Annotated in this window: 19 protein-coding genes; 8 read left to right on the top strand and 11 right to left on the bottom strand. The window is 64.4% G+C overall.

What is annotated here, in order from left to right; all coding sequences use genetic code 11:
- Positions 1–49: 49 nt before the first annotated feature.
- The 4 genes from XH83_RS12895 to XH83_RS12880 all read right to left on the bottom strand — a co-directional run bounded on the left by XH83_RS12895 (position 50) and on the right by XH83_RS12880 (position 7,104).
- Positions 50–2,359: a TonB-dependent receptor gene (locus XH83_RS12895; RefSeq protein WP_194407354.1), complete on the bottom strand. Its 2,310-nt coding sequence runs from the start codon at positions 2,357–2,359 to the stop codon at positions 50–52.
- The gene (locus XH83_RS12890) at positions 2,340–3,419 is read right to left on the bottom strand and encodes a HoxN/HupN/NixA family nickel/cobalt transporter (protein WP_194407353.1); all 1,080 of its coding nucleotides are present in this window, start codon (positions 3,417–3,419) and stop codon (positions 2,340–2,342) included. The genes XH83_RS12895 and XH83_RS12890 overlap by 20 nt, the downstream gene beginning before the upstream one ends.
- 203 nt (positions 3,420–3,622) lie before the next feature.
- Entirely contained in the window at positions 3,623–5,884 is a 2,262-nt protein-coding gene (locus XH83_RS12885) for a TonB-dependent siderophore receptor (protein ID WP_194407352.1), read from the bottom strand.
- A 227-nt stretch (positions 5,885–6,111) separates the two neighbouring features.
- Positions 6,112–7,104: a tripartite tricarboxylate transporter substrate binding protein gene (locus XH83_RS12880; protein ID WP_194407351.1), complete on the bottom strand. Its 993-nt coding sequence runs from the start codon at positions 7,102–7,104 to the stop codon at positions 6,112–6,114.
- 208 nt (positions 7,105–7,312) lie between these two features.
- Here XH83_RS12880 and XH83_RS12875 point away from each other — a divergent pair, with 208 nt between their 5' ends.
- Positions 7,313–8,449, top strand: coding sequence for a GNAT family N-acetyltransferase (locus XH83_RS12875; protein ID WP_194407350.1), 1,137 nt, complete (start codon positions 7,313–7,315; stop codon positions 8,447–8,449).
- Between the two features lie 27 nt (positions 8,450–8,476).
- On the opposite strand, the gene XH83_RS12870 is transcribed toward XH83_RS12875, so the two are convergent.
- Positions 8,477–9,676 carry an NAD(P)/FAD-dependent oxidoreductase gene (locus XH83_RS12870; RefSeq protein WP_194407349.1) on the bottom strand — a complete coding sequence of 400 codons (1,200 nt, stop codon included), beginning with the start codon at positions 9,674–9,676 and terminating at the stop codon, positions 8,477–8,479.
- Between the two features lie 456 nt (positions 9,677–10,132).
- Here XH83_RS12870 and XH83_RS12865 point away from each other — a divergent pair, with 456 nt between their 5' ends.
- The 3 genes from XH83_RS12865 to XH83_RS12855 all read left to right on the top strand — a co-directional run bounded on the left by XH83_RS12865 (position 10,133) and on the right by XH83_RS12855 (position 14,431).
- The gene (locus XH83_RS12865; protein ID WP_194407348.1) at positions 10,133–11,479 is read left to right on the top strand and encodes a lipopolysaccharide biosynthesis protein; all 1,347 of its coding nucleotides are present in this window, start codon (positions 10,133–10,135) and stop codon (positions 11,477–11,479) included.
- A 212-nt stretch (positions 11,480–11,691) separates the two neighbouring features.
- The gene (locus XH83_RS12860) at positions 11,692–12,867 is read left to right on the top strand and encodes a glycosyltransferase family 4 protein (RefSeq protein ID WP_194407347.1); all 1,176 of its coding nucleotides are present in this window, start codon (positions 11,692–11,694) and stop codon (positions 12,865–12,867) included.
- Positions 12,868–12,895: 28 nt separating this feature from the next.
- On the top strand, positions 12,896–14,431 hold the full coding sequence (locus tag XH83_RS12855; RefSeq protein WP_194407346.1) for a hypothetical protein: 1,536 nt from the start codon (positions 12,896–12,898) through the stop codon (positions 14,429–14,431).
- Between the two features lie 156 nt (positions 14,432–14,587).
- On the opposite strand, the gene XH83_RS12850 is transcribed toward XH83_RS12855, so the two are convergent.
- From XH83_RS12850 to XH83_RS12825, 6 genes are all read right to left on the bottom strand, one after another.
- The gene (locus XH83_RS12850) at positions 14,588–15,592 is read right to left on the bottom strand and encodes a hypothetical protein (RefSeq protein ID WP_246776456.1); all 1,005 of its coding nucleotides are present in this window, start codon (positions 15,590–15,592) and stop codon (positions 14,588–14,590) included.
- Positions 15,593–16,055: 463 nt separating this feature from the next.
- The gene (locus XH83_RS12845; protein ID WP_194407345.1) at positions 16,056–17,003 is read right to left on the bottom strand and encodes an ABC transporter substrate-binding protein; all 948 of its coding nucleotides are present in this window, start codon (positions 17,001–17,003) and stop codon (positions 16,056–16,058) included.
- 100 nt (positions 17,004–17,103) lie between these two features.
- Positions 17,104–18,144 carry a ribose ABC transporter permease gene (locus XH83_RS12840; protein ID WP_194407344.1) on the bottom strand — a complete coding sequence of 347 codons (1,041 nt, stop codon included), beginning with the start codon at positions 18,142–18,144 and terminating at the stop codon, positions 17,104–17,106.
- On the bottom strand, positions 18,137–19,660 hold the full coding sequence (locus XH83_RS12835; RefSeq protein WP_194407343.1) for a sugar ABC transporter ATP-binding protein: 1,524 nt from the start codon (positions 19,658–19,660) through the stop codon (positions 18,137–18,139). Before XH83_RS12835 ends, XH83_RS12840 begins: the two co-directional genes overlap by 8 nt.
- 130 nt (positions 19,661–19,790) lie before the next feature.
- Positions 19,791–21,236, bottom strand: coding sequence for a xylulokinase (gene xylB, locus XH83_RS12830; RefSeq protein ID WP_194407342.1), 1,446 nt, complete (start codon positions 21,234–21,236; stop codon positions 19,791–19,793).
- A gap of 13 nt (positions 21,237–21,249) precedes the next feature.
- Positions 21,250–22,173, bottom strand: coding sequence for a LysR family transcriptional regulator (locus tag XH83_RS12825; RefSeq protein WP_194407341.1), 924 nt, complete (start codon positions 22,171–22,173; stop codon positions 21,250–21,252).
- 108 nt (positions 22,174–22,281) lie between these two features.
- Here XH83_RS12825 and XH83_RS12820 point away from each other — a divergent pair, with 108 nt between their 5' ends.
- The 4 genes from XH83_RS12820 to XH83_RS12805 are packed head-to-tail and all read left to right on the top strand — an operon-like array spanning position 22,282 to position 25,974.
- On the top strand, positions 22,282–22,605 hold the full coding sequence (locus tag XH83_RS12820; protein ID WP_194407340.1) for a Dabb family protein: 324 nt from the start codon (positions 22,282–22,284) through the stop codon (positions 22,603–22,605).
- Positions 22,602–23,681 (top strand): maleylacetate reductase, encoded by a 1,080-nt coding sequence (locus XH83_RS12815; RefSeq protein WP_194407339.1) that lies wholly within the window; start codon positions 22,602–22,604, stop codon positions 23,679–23,681. The genes XH83_RS12820 and XH83_RS12815 overlap by 4 nt, the downstream gene beginning before the upstream one ends.
- A 4-nt stretch (positions 23,682–23,685) precedes the next feature.
- Complete coding sequence (locus XH83_RS12810) at positions 23,686–25,050, top strand: amidohydrolase family protein (protein WP_194407338.1); 1,365 nt, start codon at positions 23,686–23,688, stop codon at positions 25,048–25,050.
- 21 nt (positions 25,051–25,071) lie between these two features.
- Positions 25,072–25,974: an NAD(P)-dependent oxidoreductase gene (locus XH83_RS12805; RefSeq protein ID WP_194407337.1), complete on the top strand. Its 903-nt coding sequence runs from the start codon at positions 25,072–25,074 to the stop codon at positions 25,972–25,974.
- Positions 25,975–25,983: the final 9 nt, after the last annotated feature.

Below are 25,983 nucleotides of genomic sequence, written 5' to 3'. Positions count from 1 at the left end.
ACGGACGCTGTCAATCGGCAAGTCAATCGACCCGCGCTCCCCAAAAAACCTAGAACGCCCCGGCGATGGTGAGGCGGAACGTCAACGGCTCCACGGGATGCAGCACGTAATCCATCACGCCATTCTGGCAGACCGACATTGGCGCGGCGCCCGATGTGCAGAGGTTATAGAGCGTGTCGGTCTTGAGCAGCGACCCGTAGGCATAGGTGATCTGGCTGGCCTTCGTGTTGAACAGGTTGAGCACATCGAGCTGAAGGCGCCAGCCATTGTCGATGCGATAGCCGAGGCGGCCGTTGAAGATGCTGGTCGCGGCGGAGCGGAGTGCGTTGTCCTCCGTCAGAGGACTCGACGCCAGATAGCGCCAGCGCAAGGCGCCGAACCAGCCGGTTTTCTCGCCCAGCGTGACGCCGGCCGACGCCACCATCGCAGGCGCGTTCGGAACGGAGTTGCCGGGTGCATTGCCGATCTGCGCCTCGGGATAACCGGCGAGCGAGGCGTAGACCTCCGCCTGCTCGCTGTCATAGCCACGGAAGCGCGCATGGGTCATGGCGAGATCGGCGTCGACATCGATCCATGACCGGGGCCGGTAGTGGTTGGTCCACTCAAAGCCGTAGCGGCGGCTGGCGCGGGTCGCCGAGGTGTCGCCGGCATCGCCGGAGAACAGGATCTCGGAATCCTGATCGAGGATGAAGAGGCTGAGCGAGGTGTCGAGGCCGGGAACGATCCTGCTGCGCACACCAACCTCTGCTCCCTTGGTCCGCACCAGGAGTGGGGACGGTGTCAGCCTCGTTGCGGGATCGCTGGGGTCTTCCGTCGTGGTCGCGCCGCGGGCGTCGTTGGAGTGCATGCCGTTGCCGGCACCGAGGAAGAATTCGGTCTGATGGAACGGGCCGACCACCATCCTGAATTTCGGGCTGCCGAGCGCCGCGTCCTCGCGGCCGGAATTGTTGGCATTGAACCGCGAGGTGACGTCGGCGGCATAATAGTCGCCGCGCCAGCCGACGCTGGTCCGCAGCCAATCGGTCCAGCGCACGGTATTCTCGGCGTAGACGCCGACGCTGCCCTCACCGGCCTTGTCACTGCGGATGTCGGCAAGGAAGCCGCGCCGGAAGGTGTTGCTGAGCGCGAGGTCGATCGCATCATAGCGCGATTGCAGGCCGAAGGTCGTTTGCATCGGCAGACCGGCAAGCGAGCCGTTCAGCGTGCGCGAGACGTTGGCACCCAGCATCAGGCGATCGTCATGCTGACGAAACTGATCGCCGAGCACGGGATCGCTGAGGAAATAGGTGAAGTTGTTGAAGAGATCGAGTTGGCTCTTCACCACATAGGCGTTGGCTTTCCAGGAGCCGAGATCGTCGCTCTGCGCGATGCGGCCCGAAAGCGCAAAACGGTTGGTGTTGCCGCCGTCGCTCGGATCTTCCGAGCCGAAGCGGTTGAGGAAGCCGGCCGAGATCGCGCGCTGCGGCACCTGATCGGTCGAATTCCATGCATTGGTGTAAGCCATGCCGGTGACGGCGACGCCGTCGGTCGCGGTGCCTTGGCTGTAGCGAACGAGGCCGCTGAGCTTGCGCACATTGTCCGGATTGTCCCACGGCCCGTTATAGCCGCCGATCTCGCCGGCCACGAGAAGCGCGCCGTCCCCGAGATTCGCGGAATCCATGCCGAGCAGGCGGCGATAACCGAAGCTGCCCACACTCACCTGTGCCAATCCCTTGGTGCGGTCGATCAGGCCGACATGGACACTGCCGACCGAGGCGAAATCGCCTTCATCGGCGAAGTACGGCCCCTTGCGCACATCCACGGCGGCGATGGTTTCCGGAATCAGCCAGTTGAGATCGGCATAGCCTTGGCCGTGCGCGTGGGTCCGCATGTTGACGGGGACGCCGTCGACGGTGATCGCAAGGTCGGTGCCATGGTCGAGATTATAGCCGCGCAAGAAATACTGGTTGGCTTTGCCCTCGCCGGAATGCTGCGTCACCATCAGGCCCGGCACGGCTTCGAGCGCTTCGCCCGGCCGCGTGAAAGGGCGGGCGTTGAGCTCTTCACCAGCGATTGTGATCTCGCTGGCCATGCCAGGCTGGCTCTTTGCACCGGAGGCAACGCTGCGCCCATCGGGGGTCTGCGCCGCCGCTGGATCGACGAAGATGCGGTGGCCCGCCGAAGGCGGCTTGGCGGTGCGGCGGGGTGCGACCGGCTTCCTGCGCGCCAAATCTTGGCCGCCACCGACCTCGATCGGCGGCAGCTCTCGTGAGGCGTTGCTGCTCTGCGCGAAGGCGCGGCCGTCATCCGCGAGCAGCACCACGGCCGAGAGTACCGTCAGCGCGCCGCCACGACAGGGCTCACGCCGCTTCGGTCGCATCGGCGCAGTCCAGAGCTTTCGTTGCGGCCTGCTGCCGACCGCCCTCGAAGATGCGACGATAGAGTAGGACCGAGACCAGCCAGGCGATCGCAAACAGCGCGATCACGGCGAAGCCGACATTGGCGAGCGACTCGTTGAGGCCGTCGACCAACGTCCACAGGCCCCCGGACAGGCCGAGCCGGTCCGCGGCCAAGCCGAGCGCCTCGATGCCGCCGATGAACAGCGCCACCGCCACGGAGGCGCCGGTGATCGTGAGGTTGTACCAGAGCTTGCGCAAGGGATCGACGAACGCCCATCGATAGGCGCTCACCATCAGCGCGGAATCGGCGGTGTCGACCAGCGCCATGCCCGCGGCGAACAGCGCCGGGAAGACCAGGACATCCGCCATCGACGCCCCGCGCGCGGCTTCGGTGGCGGAGATGCTGAGCAGGCCGATCTCGGTTGCCGTGTCGAAGCCGAGCCCGAACAGGAAGCCGAGCGGATACATGTGCCAGGGTTTTGTGACCAGCCGGAACAGCGGCCCGAGCAGCCGCGCGAGGAAACCGCGATTGGCGAGCAGCGTCTCGAGCCCTTCGGCGTCGTGAACGCCCTGCCCCCGCGCCGCGCGAAACGTCCGCCACAGGCCGATGAAGATGACGAGATTGATGGCTGCGATCACCAGCAGGAACAGCGCCGACACCGACGTGCCGATGAGACCGCCGATCTCCTTGAGCAGGCTGTCGCCACCAAGGCTCACCACGCCGAGCGCGAGCAATATGGTCGCAACCACCACCACGGTGGAATGACCGAGCGCAAAATACAGGCCGACGCTCTGCGGCGCGCCGCCCGTCTGCATCAACTTGCGCACGACGTTGTCGATGGCGGCGATGTGGTCGGCGTCGACGGCGTGGCGCAGGCCGAACACCCAGGCCAGCAGCGCCGTCGCCAGCACCGTCGGCCGGTCGCCGAACAGCGCGAAGGCCCAGGCCCAGGCGGCGATGTTGACGGCGATCAGCCCTCCGAACAGCACCAGCGTGCCCGGTTCGATCGCCCGCAAAGTCCGCCTCAAAGCCTGCTCCATCCACCCGATCCCGCAGTATGAGGTTTATCAAGACCCCTCATACTGGCAAGAGCAAGGGCCGCGCCATTTTTCGGCAGGCGGGCCGAAAAGCAGGCAGCGGCGGAAGTCACCCCGTTGATTCCATGGAGGCTTTTTCAGTCCGGCGCGTCACGGCGCCGGAACGGAATGCTGGCCTGCGTTTGACGCAAGCGCGTGCGCGACGATCACATGTCCACGGTCATCGACAGCAGATAGGTGCGCGGCGCTCCCAGAAAGAACGTACCGAACGAGGCCACGCTCGACCAGTAGCTCTCACCGGTCACGTTCTGGATGTTGGCGCGGAACACCGTCTTCCTGCCGTTGATCGCCGTTGTGTAGCGGGCGCCGAGATCGAGCCGCGTCCACTCCGGAATCGGCTGCTTGTTCGCGGAGTCGACGAACTGCCTGCCCGTGTAGATGACGGCTCCGTTCAACGTGAGGTCTCGCATCCACGGCAGATCCCATTCCGCGCCGATATTGGCCTGGACGTTCGGAACACCGATCGGCGTGTTGCCGACATTCGTCGCGACCGCGGTCTTCGTCAGGGTACCGTCCAGCAACGAGATGCCTCCGAGGACGCGGACGCCCTGCATGAGCTCGCCGTAGACGTTGAACTCGAGCCCACGGACTCGCTGTTCGGCGGTCGCCGCGAAGCGACCGGCGGACAGCTCGCCGCTCGCCTTCGAAATCTCGAAGGCGCTGAAGGTTGCTGCGATCCGGCCGAAATCCACCTTGATGCCGGCTTCGTACTGCTTGGCGACGTAGGGCTGCAGCACCTCGCCGAAATTGGACGCGGTCTGCGGCGCCACGTCGCCACGCGCGAGGCCTTCGACATAGTTCGCGTACAGGGAGACATTCTCCACGGGCTTGACGACGAGGCCGACCACCGGCGTAACGGCGCTCCTGTCATAGGACGACGCCAGCGTGCCGACATTGGAGGCATAGTTGTTCGTCTCGATGCCCTGGCGCCGGACACCCAGGGTCAACAGGATGCGCTCGTCGAGCACGGACATGGTGTCGGCAATCGAAAGCCCCGTGAGCTGGCTGTCAGAGAGCCGGGGCCGGTCGCTGATCTCATTGGCGAACTGGGTTGGCGCGACGGTGGGATTGTAGATGTTCGACGAGACCAGAGTGCCATTGGTCAGCCGCCGGTACAGCGCATCATGATAGACCGAGGCCTGGAATGCGAGAGCATGATGGACGAAGCCGGTATCAAAGCGGGCGCGAAGGCCGCCATCATAGGTGGTTCGATCGATACTCAGGCCGAAGTACTGAGGCGTCGAGGTCGTATTGCCGCTCCCGCTGACAATGGTTGGAAGACCGAAGAACCGCTCGACATTCGTCCTGGAGCCGCCGACATCCGCAAACAGCGTGACCTGGTCGCTGACGTCGTACTCGGTCCGCAGCAGGGCCGATTGATCGTTGATGCGCGACCATTCCCAGGGCTGGGTCACGTTCAACCGGCCATCCGGCGCCTTCGGCACCTGCAGGCCGGAAGGAATCAGAAAGGGCCGCGACGGCGCATCGAACCGGTCGGTCTGCGCGATCAGATAGAGCCAGGACCTGAACCGTTCCCCTCGATAGTCGAGGGCGAGTGATCCGACACCTGTCGTCTCGGATTGGCGGTTGATGGGCGTATCACCGTCGCGGAGGCTCCCGCTGGCGCGTATGCCCCACTCCTTGCCGTCGCCATAACGACGCGCAACATCCCAGTGCCCGCCGAAGCGGGCCGTCGAGCCGTAGCTTGCGGTCAAGCGGGTCAAGTCCTCGTCCGCGCGCTTGGGCACGACATTGATGACGCCGCCAACCCCGCCATTGGGCGCCATGCCGGAGAGCGCAGCGGAAGGACCTTTCAGCACCTCGATGCGCTCGACGTAGTCCGTGAAGATGCGATAGGTCGGCGCAATTCCGTAAAGACCCTCGAAGGCGAACTCACCGTTGTTGCCTTCGTTGACCGGAAACCCGCGAATGTTGAAGGAGTCCACCACGCCGCCCGTGGGATGAGAGCTTCGCACGGACGGATCGAGGATGAGGGCATCCGCACCCGTCGCCGCCTGCTGATCCCGAATGAACTTGTCGGTGTAGCTCGTCACGCTGAATGGCGACTTCATGGTGCCGGTGTTTCCGAGCAGTCCCAGCCGCGCGCCTTGCGCGACCTGACCGCCGGCGAAGGCGGGAACGACACCGGGCTGCGATGGCACTGCGACCGTTGGGGCTTGCGGAGCGCGCCGCGACGTCGATCGGACCGGAGCGTTGTTTCGCCTGGTCGGCGCGCGGCGGGCCGATTGTTTGACCGGGGCTTCGACAGTTACCGGTGGAAGGGAGGAGCTGCCGCCTTGCGATGTCTGGGATCGAGCAGGCAATTCAAACCACGTGAGCAACGCTACTCCACCCAGCAGCGCCACGCCGAAGCGCGCTACCGTCTCAACTCCACCCGCACGCCGCATTCCAGAAAGCCCCTCATCGATAGCCCTCTCTAGAAAGGCGCCGTGATGACGGCAACGAAAATGCGTGCGCGACGACTTAGAATGTCTCGATCATCAATGACTGCAGTGGACAGCGCATCTGGAACGATTCCAAAGGACGCTTCTCAGTCGCGCAGAATGACGCAGCGCGCTTGGATCTGCGACAGCACGTCACTTGCAAATGCCGCGCTAAGTTTTGGAGCGTGATCTCAGTCGCGCTTCAGCCCGATCGCCTTGACGATGGGAGCAAGGCGAGCCAGCTCGTCTTCGACCAGGCGCTGAAACCTGTCGGGACCTGAATCGACGTCCGGCTCCAGCCCCTGTGAGCGATAGCTTTCCTGCAATTTTGGATCGGCCATCGCCGTGCGCGTCGCCGCAGCGATCCGCTCCACGATCGTATCCGGCGTTGCTTTTGGAGCGAACAAGCCAAACCAGCCGGCATATCTGAGGTCCGGCATGCCCTGCTCGATCACCGTCGGAATATCAGGCGCGCCGTTCAACCGCCGATCGCTCGTCACGGCGATCAGCCGCAGCTTGCCAGCAAAGTGCAATTGCAGGATCTGGCTGGAGACCACCGCGATCACCGAAGATATCTGGCCGCTCACCAGGTCGTTGGTCGCAGGCCCCATGCCGCGATAGGGGACGTGGATGAAATCCGCTGCGAGGCCGGACTGCATCCTCAACATCTCCCCGACGAGGTGATTGCCGGTGCCGACGCCCGGAGTGCCATAGGACAGCTTGCCCGGATTGGCCCTGGCAAAGATGATCAGCTCCCGCAGATCCTTGACCGGCAAGGCAGGATGAACCGAGAATGCGAGCGTGCTGGTGATCAGGCGGTAGATGGCACGGAAATCACGAATCCCGTCATAGGCCGGCTGCGCCGAGGACAACGGAATCATCACTTGCGTGCTGCCGTTGCCGAGCAGCAGCGAATAGCCGTCCGGCGCGCTCTGCGCCACCGCGGCTGATCCGATCGCGCCGCCGGCGCCGCCGATATTCTCGACATAGACCGGCCCCAGCAGCGGAGCAATCCTGTCGGCCCAGGGACGGCCGATCTGATCGCCCGCGGCGCCGGCCGTATAGGGAATGACCAGCCTGATGGGCCGCGAGGGGTAATCGTCAGCGGCTGCGGCGCCGGGCCAGGCGGCCAGCGTCGCGATCTGTGTCGCCGTATTGAGCAATTCTCGTCGTGAGAGGGACATCGTCGACGTGTTCTGGACCGTACGGGACCATCTTGCATGATCGAGGAGATCGCGATCGGTGGATTAAGGGTTTGGTAACGATACGAACGCGGTTGAACACATTAATGCAAATCCCAGGCCGCTGGTGTCTAGCCCGTAACGAGCCTGCTATAAAGCCCAGCTACGGCTCGATCGATCGTCGCGAATTGTCCGGTTTCCCTGATTGCACATGAACAAGCCCAGCAACGATTTCGACATTGTCATCGAGCAGTCGTTCGACTTTTTGTCCGAGGACTACGCCGAGCTGTTCGATCGCTCGGCGGCGACCGCGTTCCAGCATCCAATCTGGCTGCACAGCCTTTATGCCCGGCTTGCTGCGAATGCCGGAGCAACACCTCTGGTCGTCGTCGTCCGTGACCGCACGACGGGAACGCTTGCGATGGTGCTGCCCCTGCTCCGGCTACGACGCGGTCCGATCCGAACCGTCGAGTTCGCCGACCTGCGTGTCTCCGACTATCTGGCCCCGGTCTGCAGCCCGGACGTGTTTGCGCGGCTGCTCGACGACGCCGATGCATGCGCGGAGATCAGGCGCCTCGTTCGTCCGTTCGATCTGCTTCGCATGACCAAGCTGCCCGACGGGCGGCTTCCGATCGAAAATCTCCTCGGGGCCTCCCGCCGCGTCTCGATGGAGACCAATGCCTACGCGACGGTTCTCGTCGCGCCGTTCGAGCAATGGCGTGCCAGCGCGATCGACCGCTCCTATCAGAAGGAGCTCGCAAAGAAATCTCGCCAGCTCCAGAAGAAGGGCGCGCTGAGCTTTGCTTGCTGCGACGACAACGCTTCCGTGCTCGAGGCACTGGAGGTGATGAAGAAGTTTCGCGGCCCGCGCTTTCAGGCGCAGGGCGACGGCGACCTGCTGCAGCGTCCCGAATATTTCGGCTTCTACTCCGACGTGGCCCTGCGTGGTCTCGGCGGCTTCGTGCGCCTCTACGCCATGAAGATGGACGGCGAAGTGATTGCGGCCGTGCTCGGACTATGCCATCGCGACAGCTTCCTCATCATCATGAGCGCCTTCGACATCGCCGGATACAAGAGCCAGTCCCTGGGCGCGCTGATGTTCGAGCAGGTGGCACGCGATTGTATCGAGCGCGGCGATCAGATGCTCGATTTCACCATTGGAGACGAGCCCTACAAGAAATTGTTCGGCGGACAGCCGTCGCCGATGTGGGCGGTCACGCAGGCCGGCAGCGCAATGGGCGCCGTCGCCCTGTTCGCGCTGAACCAGGCGCCCTGGCTCAAGCTCGCAGCCAAGCGGCTATCGGATTTGCGGCTCCTGCCCGCCCGCACGCCGACGCCGACGCGCTGACCGGCGGCAGGCGAAAGAACCCAAGCCTCAAGCGCGCAGCGCGCCGCGAACGCGTCCAATCCAGCCCGGATGCATCTGATCGACACGGTGCGCCAGGCTGCGCCGCAGGAAGTGCAAGCGGCGCCGGACGTCCCAGCCGATATCGTCGCGGGACGTCAGCGCCTGGCGGAAGCGCGCCATTTTCAGGGACTGCTGATCCGCCGCGATCTTGTCGCGATCGGAATAGAATTGCGCGATCTTCTCCTGGCCCATGCCTGATGTCGCGAGCCATCGCGGCGCATAGTCGGTGCAGAGACGATCGACGTCCACCAAGAGGCGCGCGACACCGGTGCCGGCGGCGGGGCAATTGGTCTGGAACGCATCGCCGATGAGCACGATTCCGGGCTGCAGATGTCCTTCGACGACGGTCAGGTCCATCACCCAGTTCTGGACCCGGTCGATGACGCGGAAATCGCCGAGATAGGGCCGCAAGCCCGGCAGCAGGCGCAAAACGGTCGCCTCCGGCTCGCGACGCAGCTCGCGCATGATCGGGTCGGTCGGGTCGCGGAACATGAAGAGATTGGCCCGCATCCCGGCGCGGACGGGAAACAGGCTGAGATAGTCGATGCCATCCGCCGTGCGCTCGCCATAGCAGGTCAGCGCCTCGAAATCGAACGGGCGGCCGTCCTGGCGGGCAATCGTGAAGCCGAACGAGACCGAGTGGCGCTCGGCCAGCACGCGCCGCTTGATGCCGAGCTTGTAGCCGAGCGCTCCCGCCATGCCCGTGGCGAGAACGACGAGGCGCGCGGTCACGCGCCGTCCGGAGGCCAGTTCGAGATGCTGGACGTCGTCGCCGCAGTTGATCGCGGCGACCTCGTCGACGATCAGGCTGGACGGATCAGGCATCTGGCTGCGCGCCATCGCCACGAGATCGGCATAGGGAAACCCGTAGGCCCGACCGACATTGACGTCGACCACCTTGCCTTCCCGGATATTGAGCACCTGATCATATCGACTGGCGACACTCTCGAGCGCATCGAGAAAGCCCAGCTTGCGCAGCATCGCCAATTGATGGCCGCCGATCTTTTCGACCCGGAATTCGTCCGGATACACCGCCCGCTTGTCGATCAGGACGATGCGGTGCCCTGCCCGCGCCAGCACGGCCGCCGCGAGTGATCCCGCAAGGCCGCCGCCGACGATCGCGATGTCCGCAGCGATCGGCTCGTTCACGGTTTTGTCCGCCGTCATGATCTGGGCTCCCACGGTCAACCAAAGTCGCACGTGCAATTCTCCGGCCTGATGTCGCATCACGCGGCCAAACGCGATCATTTCTCTATATCGAGGTTAACGGGCGGGAGGGCCGCTTATCCTGACAACAATCCGGCACACCTCTTGCTGGGAATTCCCCGTCAATTGCGGTTTCTGCGAACCTGGCGGCCGATCCCGCGAGCCATTCGCCATCCGACCGCTGATCTCGGCCTTCTCGGCCATCGTTGCGGCGATACGCCGTCAGACGGTCCGAGCCGGCCTTGCTTGATTTGGGACAACGGGAACGACGATGTTCCACAGTGAAGCAACCGACGTCACCGCGATATCGTCGCCGACGGCAGGATCCTGCATGTCGCCCATTAACACTCGTGTTTTTTCGGCATGCTAGCTTGCCGCCGGCGCCGTCTTCAGGAGAAAGCAGCTCCCTAAACTTCCATGATCGAATCCATCCTCCAGCTTCTGCGGCGTGACGTCACGCGCGGTGTCGTCGGGACCATCCTCCTCAAGGTTGGCAGCGGCGCGCTCGCGTTTGCGTTGTTCTCGCTGGCGGCACGAACGATGTCGCCAGATGGCTTCGGCATCTTTGCGACCTGGCTTTCGGTTGCCCAGATCGCCGCCGTCGTGGGACTGGTCGGCCAGGAATCCTTGCTGGTGCGCTTCCTGAACGAGTATCAGGTCGGCGACAGGCCGGATCTCACCAAAGGCGTCCTGCTGTCCAGCTTCAAGATCACCTCGATCGCCATGCTGATCGTGATCGCGGGGATTGCCATCGCGGCCAACATGAGAGGCGACTGGTGGGTGCTGATCCTCGCAGTGTCCGCGTACACGGCCGTGAACGCCGGCGTGATGCTTGGCAGTCAGATCGCACGCTCGCTGGTCAGCATTCTCATGGGCGAAGGTAATCGCGAGTTCTTCTGGCGGGTCATCGTCGTCCTGTTCCTGCTCGTCATGCTGGTCGGTCATCGGCAGCTCGATCCCGCCGAGCTGATCGCGGTGATGACGATTGCCATGTCGGTCGGGCTGGCTGCGCAGATCATTTCGATTGCGCACGTTCTGCCGAATTTGCGCGGCACGGCGGCGGGCTCCGAGACATCCCGCTGGCGATCGAGCGCCCTGCACTTCTGGCTCGCGTCCATCCTCGAGGTCGCAAACCAGTATTTCGACGTCATCCTGGTCTACTGGATGCTGGATCCGGCGACGGCCGGTATCTACTTCGCCGCCTCGCGCCTCGCCAACATCTTCGCCATGGTGTCCGCGGCGCTGTACACATTCGGCGCGCGTCGGCTTCCCTCGCTGTATTTCAGCAAGAATCATCGGGAGTTCGAGCGAACCTTGCGGTTGATGGCGGAAGTGACCGCGCTTTGCGTGGCCGCCGGGCTCGCCGCGATCTGGATCGGCGGCCCCTATCTCCTCAACCTGTTCGGACCTCATTTCACCGAACAGCATTCGGTCCTGATCGTCCTTGCCATCGGAACGGCCATCCAGGCTGCAGGCGGCCCGTCGGCTGCGATCCTGCAGCTGACCGGCCATGAACGAATCTACGTTCCCGTCGTTGCGGCCAACGTCGCGCTACGCCTTGCGGGATTTCTCGTTCTCATCCCCTGGCTCGGCGTGCTTGGTGCTGCGATTTCCGCCACGGTTTCGCTGGCGCTCGCGACCATTGCCCTGAACGTGCTCTGTCGCCGCCGGACGGGAGTGGATCCTTCAATTCTCGTGCTTCTGCGCTTCAGCGCATTCAAGCGCGGCAGTTATGCGGTCCGCGGCGCCGACTCCGGTGAGTAGGTCGGGTTCACGCGCCGGCGGCGTGCAAGATCGATTGGTTAATAGGCTTGCTGCGCAGTGTTCGGGAACCCGTGAAATGGCTGCGCCAACGATGGCGATGGCAGGGCCTTGCATTAACTCCGTTTGTTTCTAGTCGGTGTCCACGCGGTGCCCGCATGATAGGTACGGAGTTAAGAAGGTGAAGATTTCGTTTCTCTAGCGGGTCGGGATCCGTGCTGCACTATCAGCCAAACAAGGAATTGGGCGAGACGACCGCGGCAGCACCCGCGCAGTCGAACGGCAGCGGACGAAAGCTGCACGTGCTTCTCGCGCAAACCCAGGCCGAGAACGCCGGCGCGCAGGAGATCTCCAGGCTGCTCGGCGCCGGGCTGACCGCGCGCGGCTACCGCGTCACCAATCTCTTCTTCTTCCGCAAATCGGAGTCCTTCGATGAGCCGCCCGATACGCTCTATTGCGCGCCGAGCCGGCCGGGCAATCCATTGGCGCTGCTGCGGATGCTGTGGACGCTCGCCCGTCATATCAGGACGGTCAGGCCCGACGCCGTTCTGACGTTCCAGCATTTCGGCAACGTCATCGGCGCCGGCATCGCGCGCCTCGTCAGCCGAGCACCTGTCGTCGCCAATCAGGTTTCATCCGCGCTGGCGATGAGCCGACCGGTCCGCACCGCCGACATCGTCATGGGCAGCCTCGGCTTCTTCGACCGCATCACGCTCAATTCGAAGGACATGGAGCGCGAATATTCGCGCTACCCCGCGGCCTACCGTTCGCGCATGGTGCATGTGCCGCACGGCTTCGACGACAAGGCGCTCACGCTGTCGAAGGACGCGGCCCGGCAGAAATTCGATCTGCCGACCGATCGCGTCCTGCTCGGCTGCGCAGCGCGGCTGCATCCGCACAAGCGGCTCGACATGGCGATACGTCTGCTGCCGGATCAACCGTCCTGGCATCTCGCGCTCGCCGGCCAGGGCGCCGACCAGACGCGGCTGAGGCGGCTGGCTGACGAATTGAAGGTGTCGGACAGGCTGCATCTGCTCGGAGAAATTCCCCCGAGCCGGATGGCGGAGTTTCTCGCCTGCCTGGACGTGTTCGTGTTCCCGACGCAGGCCGAGACTTTCGGCCTGGCTGCGGTCGAGGCCGCGAATGCCGGTGTTCCCTCCGTCGTGACCGATCTTCCCGTCCTGCGCGAAGTGCTATCCTACGAAGGCAGACCGACCGCGCTCTTCGTCGATGCCTCCGATCATGCGAAGCTCTCGGCAGCCGTCTCGACGCTGCTGACGGACCAGCATTTGAGCGACGAGCTGCGACAAAACGCCAAAGGCCTGAGGTTGCGCTATTCGGTAGATGCCATGGTGGAGGAATACGTTCGAATTCTCGACCAGGTCATTTGACCGGACGATTGGAAGTGATGGGCTCGACATGATCATCGAGTTTCGCTGTGAACGTGAATACGCGCGGCGATGGATGGGCCGCGCGACGCTGTCGGTCGACGGCCGGGATGTTCCGGTTCAAATCGCCTGGGCGGCGACGGCCGAGCCGCGGCCCGCAGGTCTCGACGCCCTGTTCGAGCTCGAACGTGTGGTGTTGCACAAGGGCAAGCCCAGCGGCGCCAACAGGCTCGACGCCATTCCGGCGCGGACGCAGGCTCATGCCGGGAGCGCCGACGTGGTCGTCGATTTCACAGGCGGCGCGCGCAATCCGAACTGCTCCGCCCGGCTGTATCTCCGTCCGCTGTTCAATGGCGTTGCCGGCGAAAACGCCGCGCTCGCCGCCATTCTGGCCGGCGACCTGCCGGTGATCGACATCGTCAACGAGATCGACGGCTCAGTCCTCGATCGCGGCCATCCATCCGGTGAAATTGCCGCAGGGCTCAGCGGCGCTCTCGAAACCGTCATGGCGCGAACCCTGACCATGGTGGCGGCGATCCTGTCGGGAAGGCCGCGGATTGTGCCGGAGCTGGCGCGCCGCGCCGGACATGGTTCGGGCCGTGGCCCCGCTGGCTACGTCATACGTGGCCTTGCCGTCTCAATTGCCAAGGAGATCTATCGCCTCTGCTGCTATGCCCCGCATTGGCATGTCGGCTGGCGCTTCAACGACGGCGCAGGGGTCTGGCAGACCGGCGATCTGTCCGGACCGGGCTGGAACGTCCTTCCCGATCCAGGGCATCGCTTCTACGCGGACCCGTTTCCGATCAATTGGCAGGGGCGAACATTCGTCTTCTTCGAAGATCTCGACCACCGCGTCGGAAAAGGCATCATCTCGGCGATCGAGTTCAACGACGCCGGCCCGGTGGGAGAAGCCGTGCCGGTGCTGGAGGAGCCCTGGCATCTCTCCTATCCGTTTCTGATCGAAGACGGTGGCGCATTGTGGATGATCCCGGAGAGCTCGACCAACGGGGACGTCGCCCTCTACAAATGCGTCCGGTTCCCGGACAAATGGGAGCGGCACGCGACGCTGCTGTCAGGCCTCGAGCTGGCCGACGTCACGATCACGCGGCATAACGGCCTGCATTACCTGTTCGGCGCCTGGCGCGACGGAGCCGGCGGCTACTCGGATTCGCTGGCGATCTATCATGCCGATCACCTCCTGGGGCCCTGGCTGCCGCACGCCAGCAATCCGGTGCTGATCGACCGCGCGAGCACGCGGCCGGCGGGGAATTTCGTCACGATCAACGGCACATTGTGGCGCCCGGTGCAGAACTGCACCGACGGCTACGGCGCGGCACTCGCGCTGGCGGAAGTGGTCGAGTTGTCGCCGACCGCCTTCAGGCAGGTCGTGCGCCATTCGCTGAAGCCCGGACCGGCATGGCCCGGCAGGAAGCTCCACACCCTGAACCGTTGCGGCCGGCTCGAGGTGATCGACGGATCGCACGTCCAGCCCAAGACGAACGCTTTTGCCAGCAAGTCTCCGTCGAGTGTGTTGCCCGCGCGAACCAATCCTTCCGCCGCGCGCTGACGCGGATTAGATTTACGGCGTGTACTCATGAACGTTCGCTTCCAACGCAAAGCGGAAGTCCGCCACTCGAGGGGGATCGGCGGCTTGTGAGCCGTTGCGTACATATCGAAATCAAGCCAGACCGAAACGGCTGAGACGAGAAGCACTGCGGCTCGGCTAGGGGAGTCCTTTTGTCATCGTAAAGGGATTGAACCCACGTTCCGCGAGGGCTGCCCACGAAGCTGCGCCAAGATGTGACAATCGGAAATAGTTTCGCGGCTTGGTCGGGTCGGTGTCCAACACGAACCCCGTCGGTAACGCGCGGACACTCGTGGCATAGAACCCACCATCGGGCGACCTATGGGATTCGATGACAGAGATCAACGATTCCGCCCTCTCAGTCTTGCCGAGCAATCTCATCAAGAGAGCCATTTGGCCCGTCCCTTCGGTCCACACACCATCCCGGTCTTCACCGTAAGAAAAGCCTCCGTCGACACTCATCCGCTGTTCAGCGGTCGTCATTGCCGTTGCAAATTTCCCGGCCGCTCCGTGAAGCGCCGTTAAAGGCCAGATTTGGGCATCCAGGGCCAAAATCGGATTATGCGTGACTCCGTCTTCAGCGGTCCCCGCGGCAAAACAGGCGCACCCCGGATCCCACATCGTATTTACGAAGTACTCGGCAACCGTTGCCTTTTCGCGCCAGCGCGAGTCGCCTGTACGGATCGCAAGAAGGCCAAACGCGGCGGCGAGGTCAGTATTATGTTCAGTCGATTTCCACGTCCGCACTTCCGGCGTCGGTTCGTGCCCAAACGTACCACCCGTGAAGCCGCCAGTACCGCGCGTATCGGCCCATTGCGCGACCCAGGCGCCAAGCCGCGCTGCGCCATCGCGGAACCGAGAGCCGGTGTTTGCGCCATCGATCGACAGCAACGCCAACATGGCCAATGCCACGTTACCAACATCGCTGCCCACCTGATATCGATCCTCCAACCATTTGTCTTGAGTATTGTCCCACCACCCCGGAAGTTTGGCGGGGCCGTTCACCACCACGCCCGCCGCGTAAGCGTTCCTGAGGCGACCATCATGCCAGGTGCGGTCGTTGTCGAGGGCCCAGAGAATTGCCGAGCCGATTCGAGACGCTTTGTCTCGCTCACCGCAACCGACCAACGCGATGGCGGCCACCGCATTGTCATAAAGGTATGCGGCGCCATGGAGAGGCCCCGATTCCACGGTCGGATAGCTGCGCAAAAACAACGGCCCTGGCTGTGCCTTATCGATTAGACCAGCGAGGTACCCGCATGCAGACGCTTCTGGTGTTGCTAAAGCCCGTAGGGAAGTGGCGGCCAAAAGGATTATGAAACTCGCTGCGATCCATACGAAGGTTTCTATTCGGGCCACTTGCTGTTCTCCGGGGTGGACGATGATTCCATATACCCATCGGCGACGTCTGGAAGTGGCCCTCAGCGGCCTAACTAGGGCGCATTAGCCATGCCCGGTGTGAAAAACTAGCGGACACGGCCCACGCGCGGGCCGGCCGGATTTATGAGTACACGCCCTGGCGCGAGCCTGCGGCCATGACGCCACGGGCGGCGTGAATCAAACACACCGCCCGCAATTCGTGGTTTGCCGCCTCAGCAAGGGAGGCTTACTGCGAACGATCGGAGGTCCAGCCCTTGTACTCGGCGACGTTGTCCCTGGTCACGAGCTTGGACGGCAGCAGCTCGACGGTCGAGGCCGGCTTCTGGCCATTGAGGATACCGACACCGACCTGCACGGCGCGGCGCGCCATGAAGAACGGATCCTGCGAAGCCGAAGCCTGAATCTGCGGCGACTGCGGATCCTTCAGCGCGGCCTCGATATCGGGCGCACCGTCGACCGCGGTGATGACGATGCCGGTGCGGTTCTGCTGGCGCGCCGCTAGGTCGGTGCCGATCGCCTGGGGATCGTTGATGGCGAAGATGGCGTCGATCTTGGGGAAGCGGGTCAGATAGCCCTGAGCAACGGTGAGACCGCCTTCGCGCGAGCCTTTGCCGTCCTGGTCGTTGGACAACACCTTGATGCCGGGATTCTTCGAGAAGACGTTCTTGCAGCCGACGACGCGGTCGATCACGGCGGAGACCTGCGGTCCGTTCTCGATGATGACCTCGCCCTTGCCGCCCAGCTTGTCGACGATGTACTGGCAGGAGATCTCGCCGGCCTGCACGTTGTTCGTGGTCACGGTGGCATCGGCGCCTTCGGCTGCGGTATCGACCGCGACGACGACGATGCCGGCGGCCTGCGCCTTCTTGATCGCAGGTCCAATCGCCTTGGGATCGCCGGGGTTGAGCAGGATCAGATCGACGCCGGCGGCGATGAAATTGTCGATCTGGGTGACCTGCTTGCCGAGATCGTATTCGAAGCCGACCGCCGTGATCTTCACGTTCGGATTGGTCTTCCTGGCCTCGAACTCGGCGCCCTTCGCCAGTGCGACAAAGAACGGGTTGCCCATCGACCCCAGCGAGACGCCGATCGATTTGAGCTCCTTCGCCGAGGACGGCACGGTGCTAAGAACAAGCGCCGTCGCGGCACCGGCGAGCATGATCGTCTTCAACATGGACTTCCTCCCTGGTCTGTCTTGGTCCCCGGCGCGGCAGACCAGTTGCCGCAACGGAAGCTTTATGTTCTGGCGGAGCCTTTATGTTCTGGCGGAGCCTTTATGTTCTGGCGGAGCCTTGCAGCCGGTACCGATCCAGCGCCACGGCGCCAATGATGACGAGGCCCTTGATCACATATTGCCAGATGTCGGAGACACCGACGAGGATGAGGCCGTTCGACAGCACCGCGATGATCAGCGCGCCGACCAGCGTCCCCCAGATCGAGCCGATGCCGCCGACGAACGAGGTGCCGCCGAGGATCACGGCGGTGATCGCGTCGAGCTCGTAGGACTGGCCGAGTTGCAGGCCATTGGCGGCATAGAGCCTTGCCGCCTGCATGGCGCCGCCGAGCCCGGCGAAAAGCCCGGAAACACCGTAGGCGAAGATCAGCACGGCCCAGACCTTGATGCCCGCAAGCCGCGCCGCGCTCTCGTTGCCGCCCACCGCGTAGATGTGCACGCCGAGCACGGTCCGGCGCAGCACCAGCCACGAGACCAGAATGACGAGCAAGGCGATCACCGAGAGCCACGGGATCGATGCGACGCCGGGAACGAGCGTCAGCGAGCCGTTGCCGATGAAGGCATAGGGGATCGAGGGATTGAACACGGTGGTGTCGGCCCCGAGCAGTCGCGCAAGGCCACGCACCGCGGTAAGAGAGCCGAGCGTGACGATGAAAGGCGGCAGGCGGAGCAGCGCGATCAGCGCGCCGTTGACGATGCCGAAGCCAAGGCCCGTGAGCAGCGAGGCCGGCAGCCACAGCATGCCAAGCTCCGGCAGCTTGGACAGCGTCAACCCGGCCATCGCGGAGGCCGCCAGGATCGAACCGACCGAAAGGTCGATGCCGCCGGTGAGGATGACGAAGGTCATGCCCGCGGCGAGCACAGTGTTCACTGCGGCCTGCTGCAACACGATGCCGAGATTCTGTCCGGTGAAGAAGCGTCCCTCGGACAGAAAATGAAAGCCGATGCAGAGGATCAACAGCACCGGCAGCATGCCGAGCGCGCTGATCAGCACCCTCACCCGCTGGCGCTTTGTCTCGGCGGCAGCGCCATTGGTCGTCGTCGGGGCGGACTGGACCTCCGCAGCACCGTTGTCAGGCATCGAGATGCTCCATCCCCGTGGCAAGCGCCATGATGTCTTCTTGTGTCAGCGGCGAATTGGGTCCGCGGCTCACCTCGCCGGCGATGTGCCCGGCCCGCATGACGGCGACGCGGTCGCAAATGCCGATGATCTCGGGCAGGTCGGACGAGATGACGAGGATCGCGGTGCCGGCCTTGGCCAGATTGTCGATGATCGAATAGATCTCGGACTTGGCGCCGACATCGACGCCACGCGTCGGCTCGTCGAGGATCAGCACCTTCGGCGCGATGGCGAGAAGCCGCGACAGCAGCAGCTTCTGTTGATTGCCGCCGGACAGGCCACCGGCGGGGACGCCGACATTGGCGGCGCGGATGCTGAGGCCAGCGAAGGCCCGATCGGCGCGCTCGCGCGCCTTGTCACGGTCCAGGAACCAGCCGAGCTTGGCATCGCGGCCGAGCACCGCGAGGTTGATGTTGTCCAGACAGGACATATCCAGGAACAGGCCGAGCGCTTTGCGGTCCTCGGTCAGATAGGCGATGCCGGCCTCGAGCGCCTCACCGGGGGTGCGGATCTCGACCGGCTGTCCTTCCAGCTCGAGCCGGCCGGAGGTTTTTGGCAGCGCGCCGATGATGAGATGCGCAAGCTCGGTGCGGCCGGCGCCGATCAGGCCGGCGAGCCCGACCACCTCACCTGCATGCACCGTGAGCGAGCAGCCCTTGACGCGCTGGCCATCGGCTATGTCGATCGCTGCGAGCACGGGGTGCCCGCGCCCCGCGTCGGGATCGTGGTCCTTCTTGTAGAACGAGGAGACGTCGCGCCCGACCATCAGCCGCACGATGGTGTCGGCACGGATCTCGGGCTTGTCGAGCGAGCCGACCAGCCGGCCGTCCCGCAGCACGGTCACGCGGTCGCCGAGCGCGTAGACCTCGTCCATGCGGTGCGAGATGTAGATGATGGCGAGCCCTTCCGCCCTGAGCTGGCGGATCAGCGCGAACAGCCGCGCGCTCTCGCCCGCCGACAGTGCGGTGGTCGGCTCGTCCATGATCAGGATCTTTGACCTCGCATGCAGGGCACGGGCGATCTCGACCAGTTGCCGCTGGCCCATGGACAAATGGGCGACCAGCGTCGAGGGCAGGAAGTCTGCGCCAAGCCGCTTCAAAATGGGACCGACGCCCTCACGCATCTCCCCGCGCGCCAGCAGTCCTGAACGCGAGATCTCGCGACCGAGATAGATATTCTCGGCGACGCTGAGATTGGGAGCGAGCGACAGCTCCTGATAGATGATGGAGATGCCCGCCGCGCGGCCGCCGAGCGGACCTTCAATCCGGACCGGATGCCCTTCGATGCGGATCTCGCCGCCGGGATCAGGCTTGTAGGCGCCGGACAGGATTTTCATCAGCGTCGACTTGCCGGCGCCGTTCTCACCCATCAAGGCATGAATCTCGCCGGCATAGACGGTGAGATCGACGGCACGCAGCGCCTTGATGCCGAAGAAGGATTTGGAGACCCCGCGCATCTCGAGGATCGGAGCATTCATCGTGCCTCCCGGCGCACAATGCGTTTCCCACCCGCGTCTCGATCTTCTTGTCAGCGCGGCTCACGCATTAAACAAAAGGCCGCGACACAGGGCAATACCGAACACAGCGAAATACGATATCGCGGCGATGCTAGTGGCGCGGCCGATACAGTTCGCGCCAGGCGGGAAGCCGTTCGGCGTAAGCATCGGTCAGCCCGGTGTCAGGTTCGAACGTCTCGACGCGTTGCGGTCGCGTGCACACGGTTGCGATTGCCTCACCCGTGACAGCAAGCCGCCCCAATCTTGCCGCACCGAACGCCGCGCCGGTCTCGCCGCCGGCAAAGCGGTGGATGGGAACATTCAGCACGGTTGCGAGAACCGAAAGCCAGAACGATGACCGCGAACCACCGCCGATGACGTCGGCTTCCGCGATCGCGATACCGGCATCCGCGAGCGCGTCGCGGCAATCGGCCAGCGCGAAGGCAACGCCTTCGAGCACCGCCTGCACGATCGCATTGCGATCGGTGCCATGGCTCAAACCATCGAGCATGCCGCGCACGGCGGGATCGTCATGCGGTGTCCGCTCCCCTGCGAGATAAGGCAGGAAGCTCACCGGCGACGGCGCCCGCGGGCGCGATCCTAGCGGCGCCAACAACTCGGTCTCAGTGACACCGAACAGGCGCGCGGCCCAGGCCAGGCAGGAGGCGGCCGACAGGATCGCGCCGGCCTGTATCCACATGCGCGGGATGGCATGGCAGAACGTGTGCACCGCGCGGTCCGGATTGGCGGCGATCATGGCGGTCGGCGCCAACAGGGCACCCGATGTTCCCAAGGATATGAACGCGGTTCCCGGCTGGATCGCGCCGATGCCGATGGCGCCCGACGGATTGTCGCCGGCACCGCCCGCGATCACCGGCCGCCCGGTTATGCCCCAGCGCCGCGCCAGCTCGCTCCGCAGTCTTGCTGCGGGCGCGCATCCTTCGACCAGACGCGGCATGTGCTCGCGCGTCAGACCGGTTGCGGCCAATGCGGCGTCCGACCAGTCCCGGCGCGCAGCGTCGAACCACAGGGATCCCGATGCATCCGAGACATCCTCGACGGCCTCGCCCGAAAGCGCCAGGCGCAGATAGGCCTTTGGCTGCAGCACGAGCTTCGTCGCAGCGAAAATGTCGGGCTCATGCGTCGCGATCCAGAGCAGTTTTGGCGCGGTGAATCCCGGCATCGCCTTGTTGCCCGTCACCGCGCGCAAGGCGGGCCAGCGTTGCTCCAGGACACGACATTCCGCGGCGGCGCGTCCATCGTTCCAGAGGATGCAGGGCCGCAAGGGTCTCAAGCCCGCGTCGAGCAGCGTGGCGCCATGCATCTGGCCGGACAGCCCAATGCCCTTGACCGCCGCTAGCTCTTGTCCATGCGAAGCCTTCAGCGCATCGAGCGTGGCGAAGGCGGCATCGATCCATTGCGCGGGGTTCTGCTCGGAATGTCCCGGCTGCGGCGAGGCGATCGTCAGCGGCCGGCTCGCGCTTGCAATCACACGCTGAGTGTCGTCGACGAGAACCGTCTTGACTGCGGAGGTGCCGAGATCGATGCCGAGATACATGGATGCTTCCCGCTCACTTCGCCGCGTCCATCCAGATCCCTGGCTCTGAATGCTCGCGGATGTGGCTGACCAGGAAGTCCGAGAACACCCTGATCTTGGCCGGCAGCCTGACGCGGTTCTGGTAAGCGATGTTCATGGTGAGCAGCGGCAGCTGCCAGTCGCTCAGGACAGGCACCAGCCGACCGGCCGCGATATCGCCCTGCACGATGTAGAGCGGCTGGATCAGGATGCCGAGCCCCGCACGCGCTGCACCACAAATGATCTGGCCGTCATTGCTGTCGAGCGTCGGCGCGATCCGCACCGTCTGCGTCGTGCTGCCCTGGCTCAGCCGTAGCGAATAGGGATCGTTGGCGAGATTGTAGATCAGCATGTCGTGGCGGGCGAGATCGGCGGGATGCTCGGGCCGGCCGTGCTTTTCCAGATAGGAGGGAGCCGCCGCGAGCACACGGTGCATCTGGCCAATGCGGCGGACGACGATGTTGGAATCCGGCTCATGCTCGCGCGTGCGGATCGCGACGTCGATGCCGGCCTCGATGAAATCCAGATAGCGGTTGGCGCTGATGATCTGCACACTGAGATCGGGGTAGAGCGCGCGGAAGGCGGGCAGCATCGGCGCGAGATAGATCATCGCAAAGGACAGCGAGGACGTGACGCGCAGCATGCCCTTCGGTGACAGCGCACGGTCGGAGACGGCGTCCTCGGCTTCGGCGAGTTCGTTCAAGAGCGTGCTGCAGCGTTGCAACAGCTCCTGCCCTGCCTCGGTCAGCCATTGCCGGCGCGTGTTGCGCTCGATCAGCCGGACCGCAAGCCGCTCCTCCAGGGCGCTGAGATGGCGGCTCGCGGCCGCGTTCGACATCCGCAATGTTTCGGCAGCTTTGGAAAGGCTGCCGAGCTCGGCCGTTTTGGAGAAGACCTCGAGTTGAAGCAGCCGGTCCATTTTTGCGCATATCGGAAAAGAGACTTACAAATTTTGGTCTTTATTTCCGATTTCTGCAAGGCAAAATAGCTCCCAACAAAGCACTGGGACAGGCGAGGAAATCAGGAAATGTCGGGCCCGATCAGGCACATCGTGATGTGGCGGCTGCGCGGGGAGACCCCTGAGGAGAGATCCGCCGCCCGGGTCAAGGTCAAGACGCTGTTCGAGGGCCTCAAGGGCCGGATCGACGGCCTCACCCATATCGAAGTCGGCATGGATGTCAGCGCGGTCGATTACGCCTGCGATGTCGTTCTGTTCTCCGAATTCACCGACCAGACAGCGCTCAGCGCCTATGCCAGCCATCCGGAACATCTACGGGTGCGCGAGGCATTGGGCGACTTGCGGATCGGGCGCTTCCAGGTCGATTATCCCATCAAAGAGACCGGCGCATGATCGGTTCGTTCACCTTTGAAAACCTGCCCTGCCGCGTCGTGTTCGGCAGCGGAACGCTGGCTGAAGCAAAGGCCGAGGTCGAGCGACTCGGGGGCAAGCGCGCGCTGGTGCTGACGACGCCGCAGCAGGAGGCGCAGGGCAAGAGCCTCGGCGCGGCGCTCGGCCCGCTCTATGCCGGCATCTTTCCCGGCGCGACCATGCACACGCCGGTCGAGGTCACGGAGCGCGCGCTCGCCGCGATGCAGGCGTGCGAGGCCGACTGCGTCGTCTCGCTCGGCGGCGGCTCGACCACGGGCCTCGGCAAGGCGTTGGCCTTGCGCACCGGAATCAACCAGCTCTGCATTCCCACCACCTATGCCGGCTCGGAGATGACGCCGATCGTCGGGCAGACCGAGAACGGCCTGAAAACCACGGTGCGCGACGCGGCGATCCTGCCCGAGACCGTGATCTACGATGTCGATCTCACCTTGACGCTGCCGGCGAGCCTCGCGGCAACATCCGGCATCAACGCGATTGCGCATGCGGTGGAGGCGCTGTACGCACGCGACGCCAACCCCGTGACATTGCTGATGGCCGAAGAAGGCATTCGCGCCCTGGCCAAGGCCCTGCCCGCCATCGCCGCGAAAAGCGACGATCGCGAGGCCCGCACCGAAGCGCTCTATGGCGCCTGGCTGTGCGGCGTTTGTCTGGGCACTGTCGGCATGGCGCTGCATCACAAGCTCTGCCATACGCTCGGCGGCACGTTTGATCTGCCGCATGCCGAAACCCACACCATCGTGCTGCCGCATGCGCTCGCTTACAACGCCCCGGCCGTGCCCAATGCGATTTCACGCATCTCGCGCGCGATCGGCGCGGCTGACGCACCGCAAGGTCTTCACGATCTCGCCAAGCGGCTCGGCGCGAAGCTGGCGCTGCGCGACGTCGGCATGCCCGAAGCCGGCATCGACAAGGCGGCCGATCTCGCGGTGACCAATGCTTACTGGAATCCGCGGCCGCTCGACCGCAACGCCATTCGCGATGTGATTGCACGCGCCTGGGCCGGCGAGCCGCCGGTCCCCGTCAAAGCGGCGGTGTGAGGCGATGCGGCGCACGCTGATCAAATCCGCTATTGTCATCACCATGGATGACGCGATCGGCGATCTCGCAACCGGCGATGTGCTGGTCGAGGGCAGCCGCATCATCGACGTGCGGCCATCGATCGACGTCGCGACAGATGTCGAGATCATTGACGGCAAGGACCGCATCGTCATTCCCGGCCTGATCAACGCGCATATGCACACCTGGCAGACCGGCTTGCGCGGCTTCGCCGCGAACTGGACGCTGCTGGAATATTTCCGCCGCATGCATGCCGGCCTTGCGACCGTGTTCCGGCCCGAAGATATCCACATTGCAACCCTCGTCGGCGCACTGAACCAGATCAATTGCGGCACCACCACGCTGGTTGACTGGTGCCACAACAATCCGACGCCAGATCACACCGACGCTGCCGTACACGGCTTGATCGAGAGCGGGATCCGCGCCGCCTTCTTCCACGGTTCGCCCAAGCCGGAGCCGAAGCCGGGCGAGCCGCATTTCTCGGAAGTGCCACACCCGCGCCGCGAGGTCGAGCGGCTGCTGGCGGGCCCCCTTGCCGACCGCGACGGCCTCGTCACGCTCGGGCTCGCCATTCTCGGTCCGCATTATTCGACACTCGACGTTGCGGTGCAGGACTTCCGTCTGGCGCGCGAGCTGAACCTGATCGCCTCCATGCACCAGGGCGGCGGCCCGGCCAAGACGGCCGGCGGCTGGGAGAAGCTGATCGAGGCTGGCCTCGTCGGTTCGGGCACCAACATCGTCCATGGCAACGACCTGCCGGACACGTTGCTGGACCGGATGGTCGATCTTGGCGTGTCGTTCTCGGTGACGCCGGAGAACGAGATGATCCAGGGCCATGGTTTTCCGATCACCGGGCGTTTGCTCAAGCGCGGCGTGCGGCCGACGATCGGCATCGACCTCGAATCCATCCTGGCCGGCGATCTCTTCTCCGCCGCCCGCATCGCGCTGTCCATGCAGCGGGCGCTCGACAATGCCGAGTCGCGCAAGACCAGCGGCAGCATTCCGGCGACGACCACGGTTCCCGTGCGCGAGGCGCTGCGATGGATCACGACGGAAGGTGCCCGCATGCTCGGCCGCGAAAACCAGATCGGATCGCTGACACCGGGCAAGCTCGCCGACCTCGTCATCATCAACGCCTCCGACCTCAATCTCCACCCGGTTCATGATCCCGTCGCGACCGTGGTGATGCAGACAAGCCTCGCCAACATCGAGGCCGTCATGATCGGCGGCGCCTGGAAGAAGCGGAATGGCCGACTGCCGGTCGAAGGATTGGAGGCCAAGAAAGAGCTGCTAGCGCAATCGGGCCGGCGGCTGGTGCAGGACATCGAACGACAGGGACGCGCCGCCTGAAGGCGCCAACGGACGATAACAATGACAAACGCTTCGAAGAACATCGCTTTCATCGGAATTGGTAAGATGGGCCTGCCGATGTCGGCGCTCGTGGCCAAGGCCGGTTACGCCGTCACCGCGTTCGATCAGAGCGCGGCACGGATCAACGAGGCGCGCACGCAAGGCATTGCGACTGTGGCATCGCCGGCCGAGGCCGTCAGCGGCAAGGCCGCTGTCGTCACCTCCCTGCCCGACGATGCAGCCTTGCGCGGGGCGCTGCTCGGCTCCGCCGGCTTGGTCGCCGCAATGGCGCCAGACGCGGTCCTCATCGAGACCAGTACCGTCAGCGTCGAGGCCTCGACCGAAGTCGCAGCCGCCGCGCAGGCGCGCGGCATTGCCTATCTGCGTTCGCCGGTTTCCGGCAATGCCAGCATCGTCCACACGGGCGCGCTGACCTGCTTCGTCTCGGGCCCCAAGGATGCGTTCGAGAAACTCAAGCCGCTGTTCGCAGCCTTCACCCGTGCCCAGACCTATCTCGGGCCCGCCGAAGAAGCGCGCTACGCAAAGCTCTCGGTCAATCTAATGATCGCGGTGTCGGCCGCGATGATAGCGGAAAGCCTCGCGCTGGCTCGCAAGGGCGGCATTGCCTGGCAGGACATCCTGAAGGTGCTCGACGACAGCGCGGTCGCCTCCCCCATGGTGAAGTACAAGACCGCGCCACTGCGCAGGCGCGACTTCGAGTCAACCTTCTCCTGCAAGCAGATGGCCAAGGACCTCGACCTCATTCTCGGTGCCGGCCATGCCGTCGGCGTGCCGCTTCAGCTCGCCGCACAAGTGCGCGAGACCTATGGCTCGCTGGTCGCCCAAGGCGACGGCGACACCGACTTCATCGCCACCGTCAAACATCTCGAGCGGCTGTCCGGCCTTGGCGAACCCGAACTCTGATCCTCGGAG

The sequence above is a fragment of the Bradyrhizobium sp. CCBAU 53351 genome, from assembly GCF_015291745.1.
In the GTDB taxonomy this organism is placed as follows: domain Bacteria; phylum Pseudomonadota; class Alphaproteobacteria; order Rhizobiales; family Xanthobacteraceae; genus Bradyrhizobium.
The sequence above is the reverse complement of the archived record's forward strand: the minus strand, read 5'-3'. Positions and strand labels throughout refer to the sequence as shown.

Coding starts and splice junctions, on each gene's coding strand:
- XH83_RS12895 (WP_194407354.1), bottom strand. CDS start 2,359: ATGCGACCGAAGCGGCGTGAGCCCTGTCGTGGCGGCGCGCTGACGGTA.
- XH83_RS12890 (WP_194407353.1), bottom strand. CDS start 3,419: ATGGAGCAGGCTTTGAGGCGGACTTTGCGGGCGATCGAACCGGGCACG.
- XH83_RS12885 (WP_194407352.1), bottom strand. CDS start 5,884: ATGCGGCGTGCGGGTGGAGTTGAGACGGTAGCGCGCTTCGGCGTGGCG.
- XH83_RS12880 (WP_194407351.1), bottom strand. CDS start 7,104: ATGTCCCTCTCACGACGAGAATTGCTCAATACGGCGACACAGATCGCG.
- XH83_RS12875 (WP_194407350.1), top strand. CDS start 7,313: ATGAACAAGCCCAGCAACGATTTCGACATTGTCATCGAGCAGTCGTTC.
- XH83_RS12870 (WP_194407349.1), bottom strand. CDS start 9,676: ATGACGGCGGACAAAACCGTGAACGAGCCGATCGCTGCGGACATCGCG.
- XH83_RS12865 (WP_194407348.1), top strand. CDS start 10,133: ATGATCGAATCCATCCTCCAGCTTCTGCGGCGTGACGTCACGCGCGGT.
- XH83_RS12855 (WP_194407346.1), top strand. CDS start 12,896: ATGATCATCGAGTTTCGCTGTGAACGTGAATACGCGCGGCGATGGATG.
- XH83_RS12845 (WP_194407345.1), bottom strand. CDS start 17,003: ATGTTGAAGACGATCATGCTCGCCGGTGCCGCGACGGCGCTTGTTCTT.
- XH83_RS12840 (WP_194407344.1), bottom strand. CDS start 18,144: ATGCCTGACAACGGTGCTGCGGAGGTCCAGTCCGCCCCGACGACGACC.
- XH83_RS12835 (WP_194407343.1), bottom strand. CDS start 19,660: ATGAATGCTCCGATCCTCGAGATGCGCGGGGTCTCCAAATCCTTCTTC.
- xylB (WP_194407342.1), bottom strand. CDS start 21,236: ATGTATCTCGGCATCGATCTCGGCACCTCCGCAGTCAAGACGGTTCTC.
- XH83_RS12825 (WP_194407341.1), bottom strand. CDS start 22,173: ATGGACCGGCTGCTTCAACTCGAGGTCTTCTCCAAAACGGCCGAGCTC.
- XH83_RS12820 (WP_194407340.1), top strand. CDS start 22,282: ATGTCGGGCCCGATCAGGCACATCGTGATGTGGCGGCTGCGCGGGGAG.
- XH83_RS12815 (WP_194407339.1), top strand. CDS start 22,602: ATGATCGGTTCGTTCACCTTTGAAAACCTGCCCTGCCGCGTCGTGTTC.
- XH83_RS12810 (WP_194407338.1), top strand. CDS start 23,686: ATGCGGCGCACGCTGATCAAATCCGCTATTGTCATCACCATGGATGAC.
- XH83_RS12805 (WP_194407337.1), top strand. CDS start 25,072: ATGACAAACGCTTCGAAGAACATCGCTTTCATCGGAATTGGTAAGATG.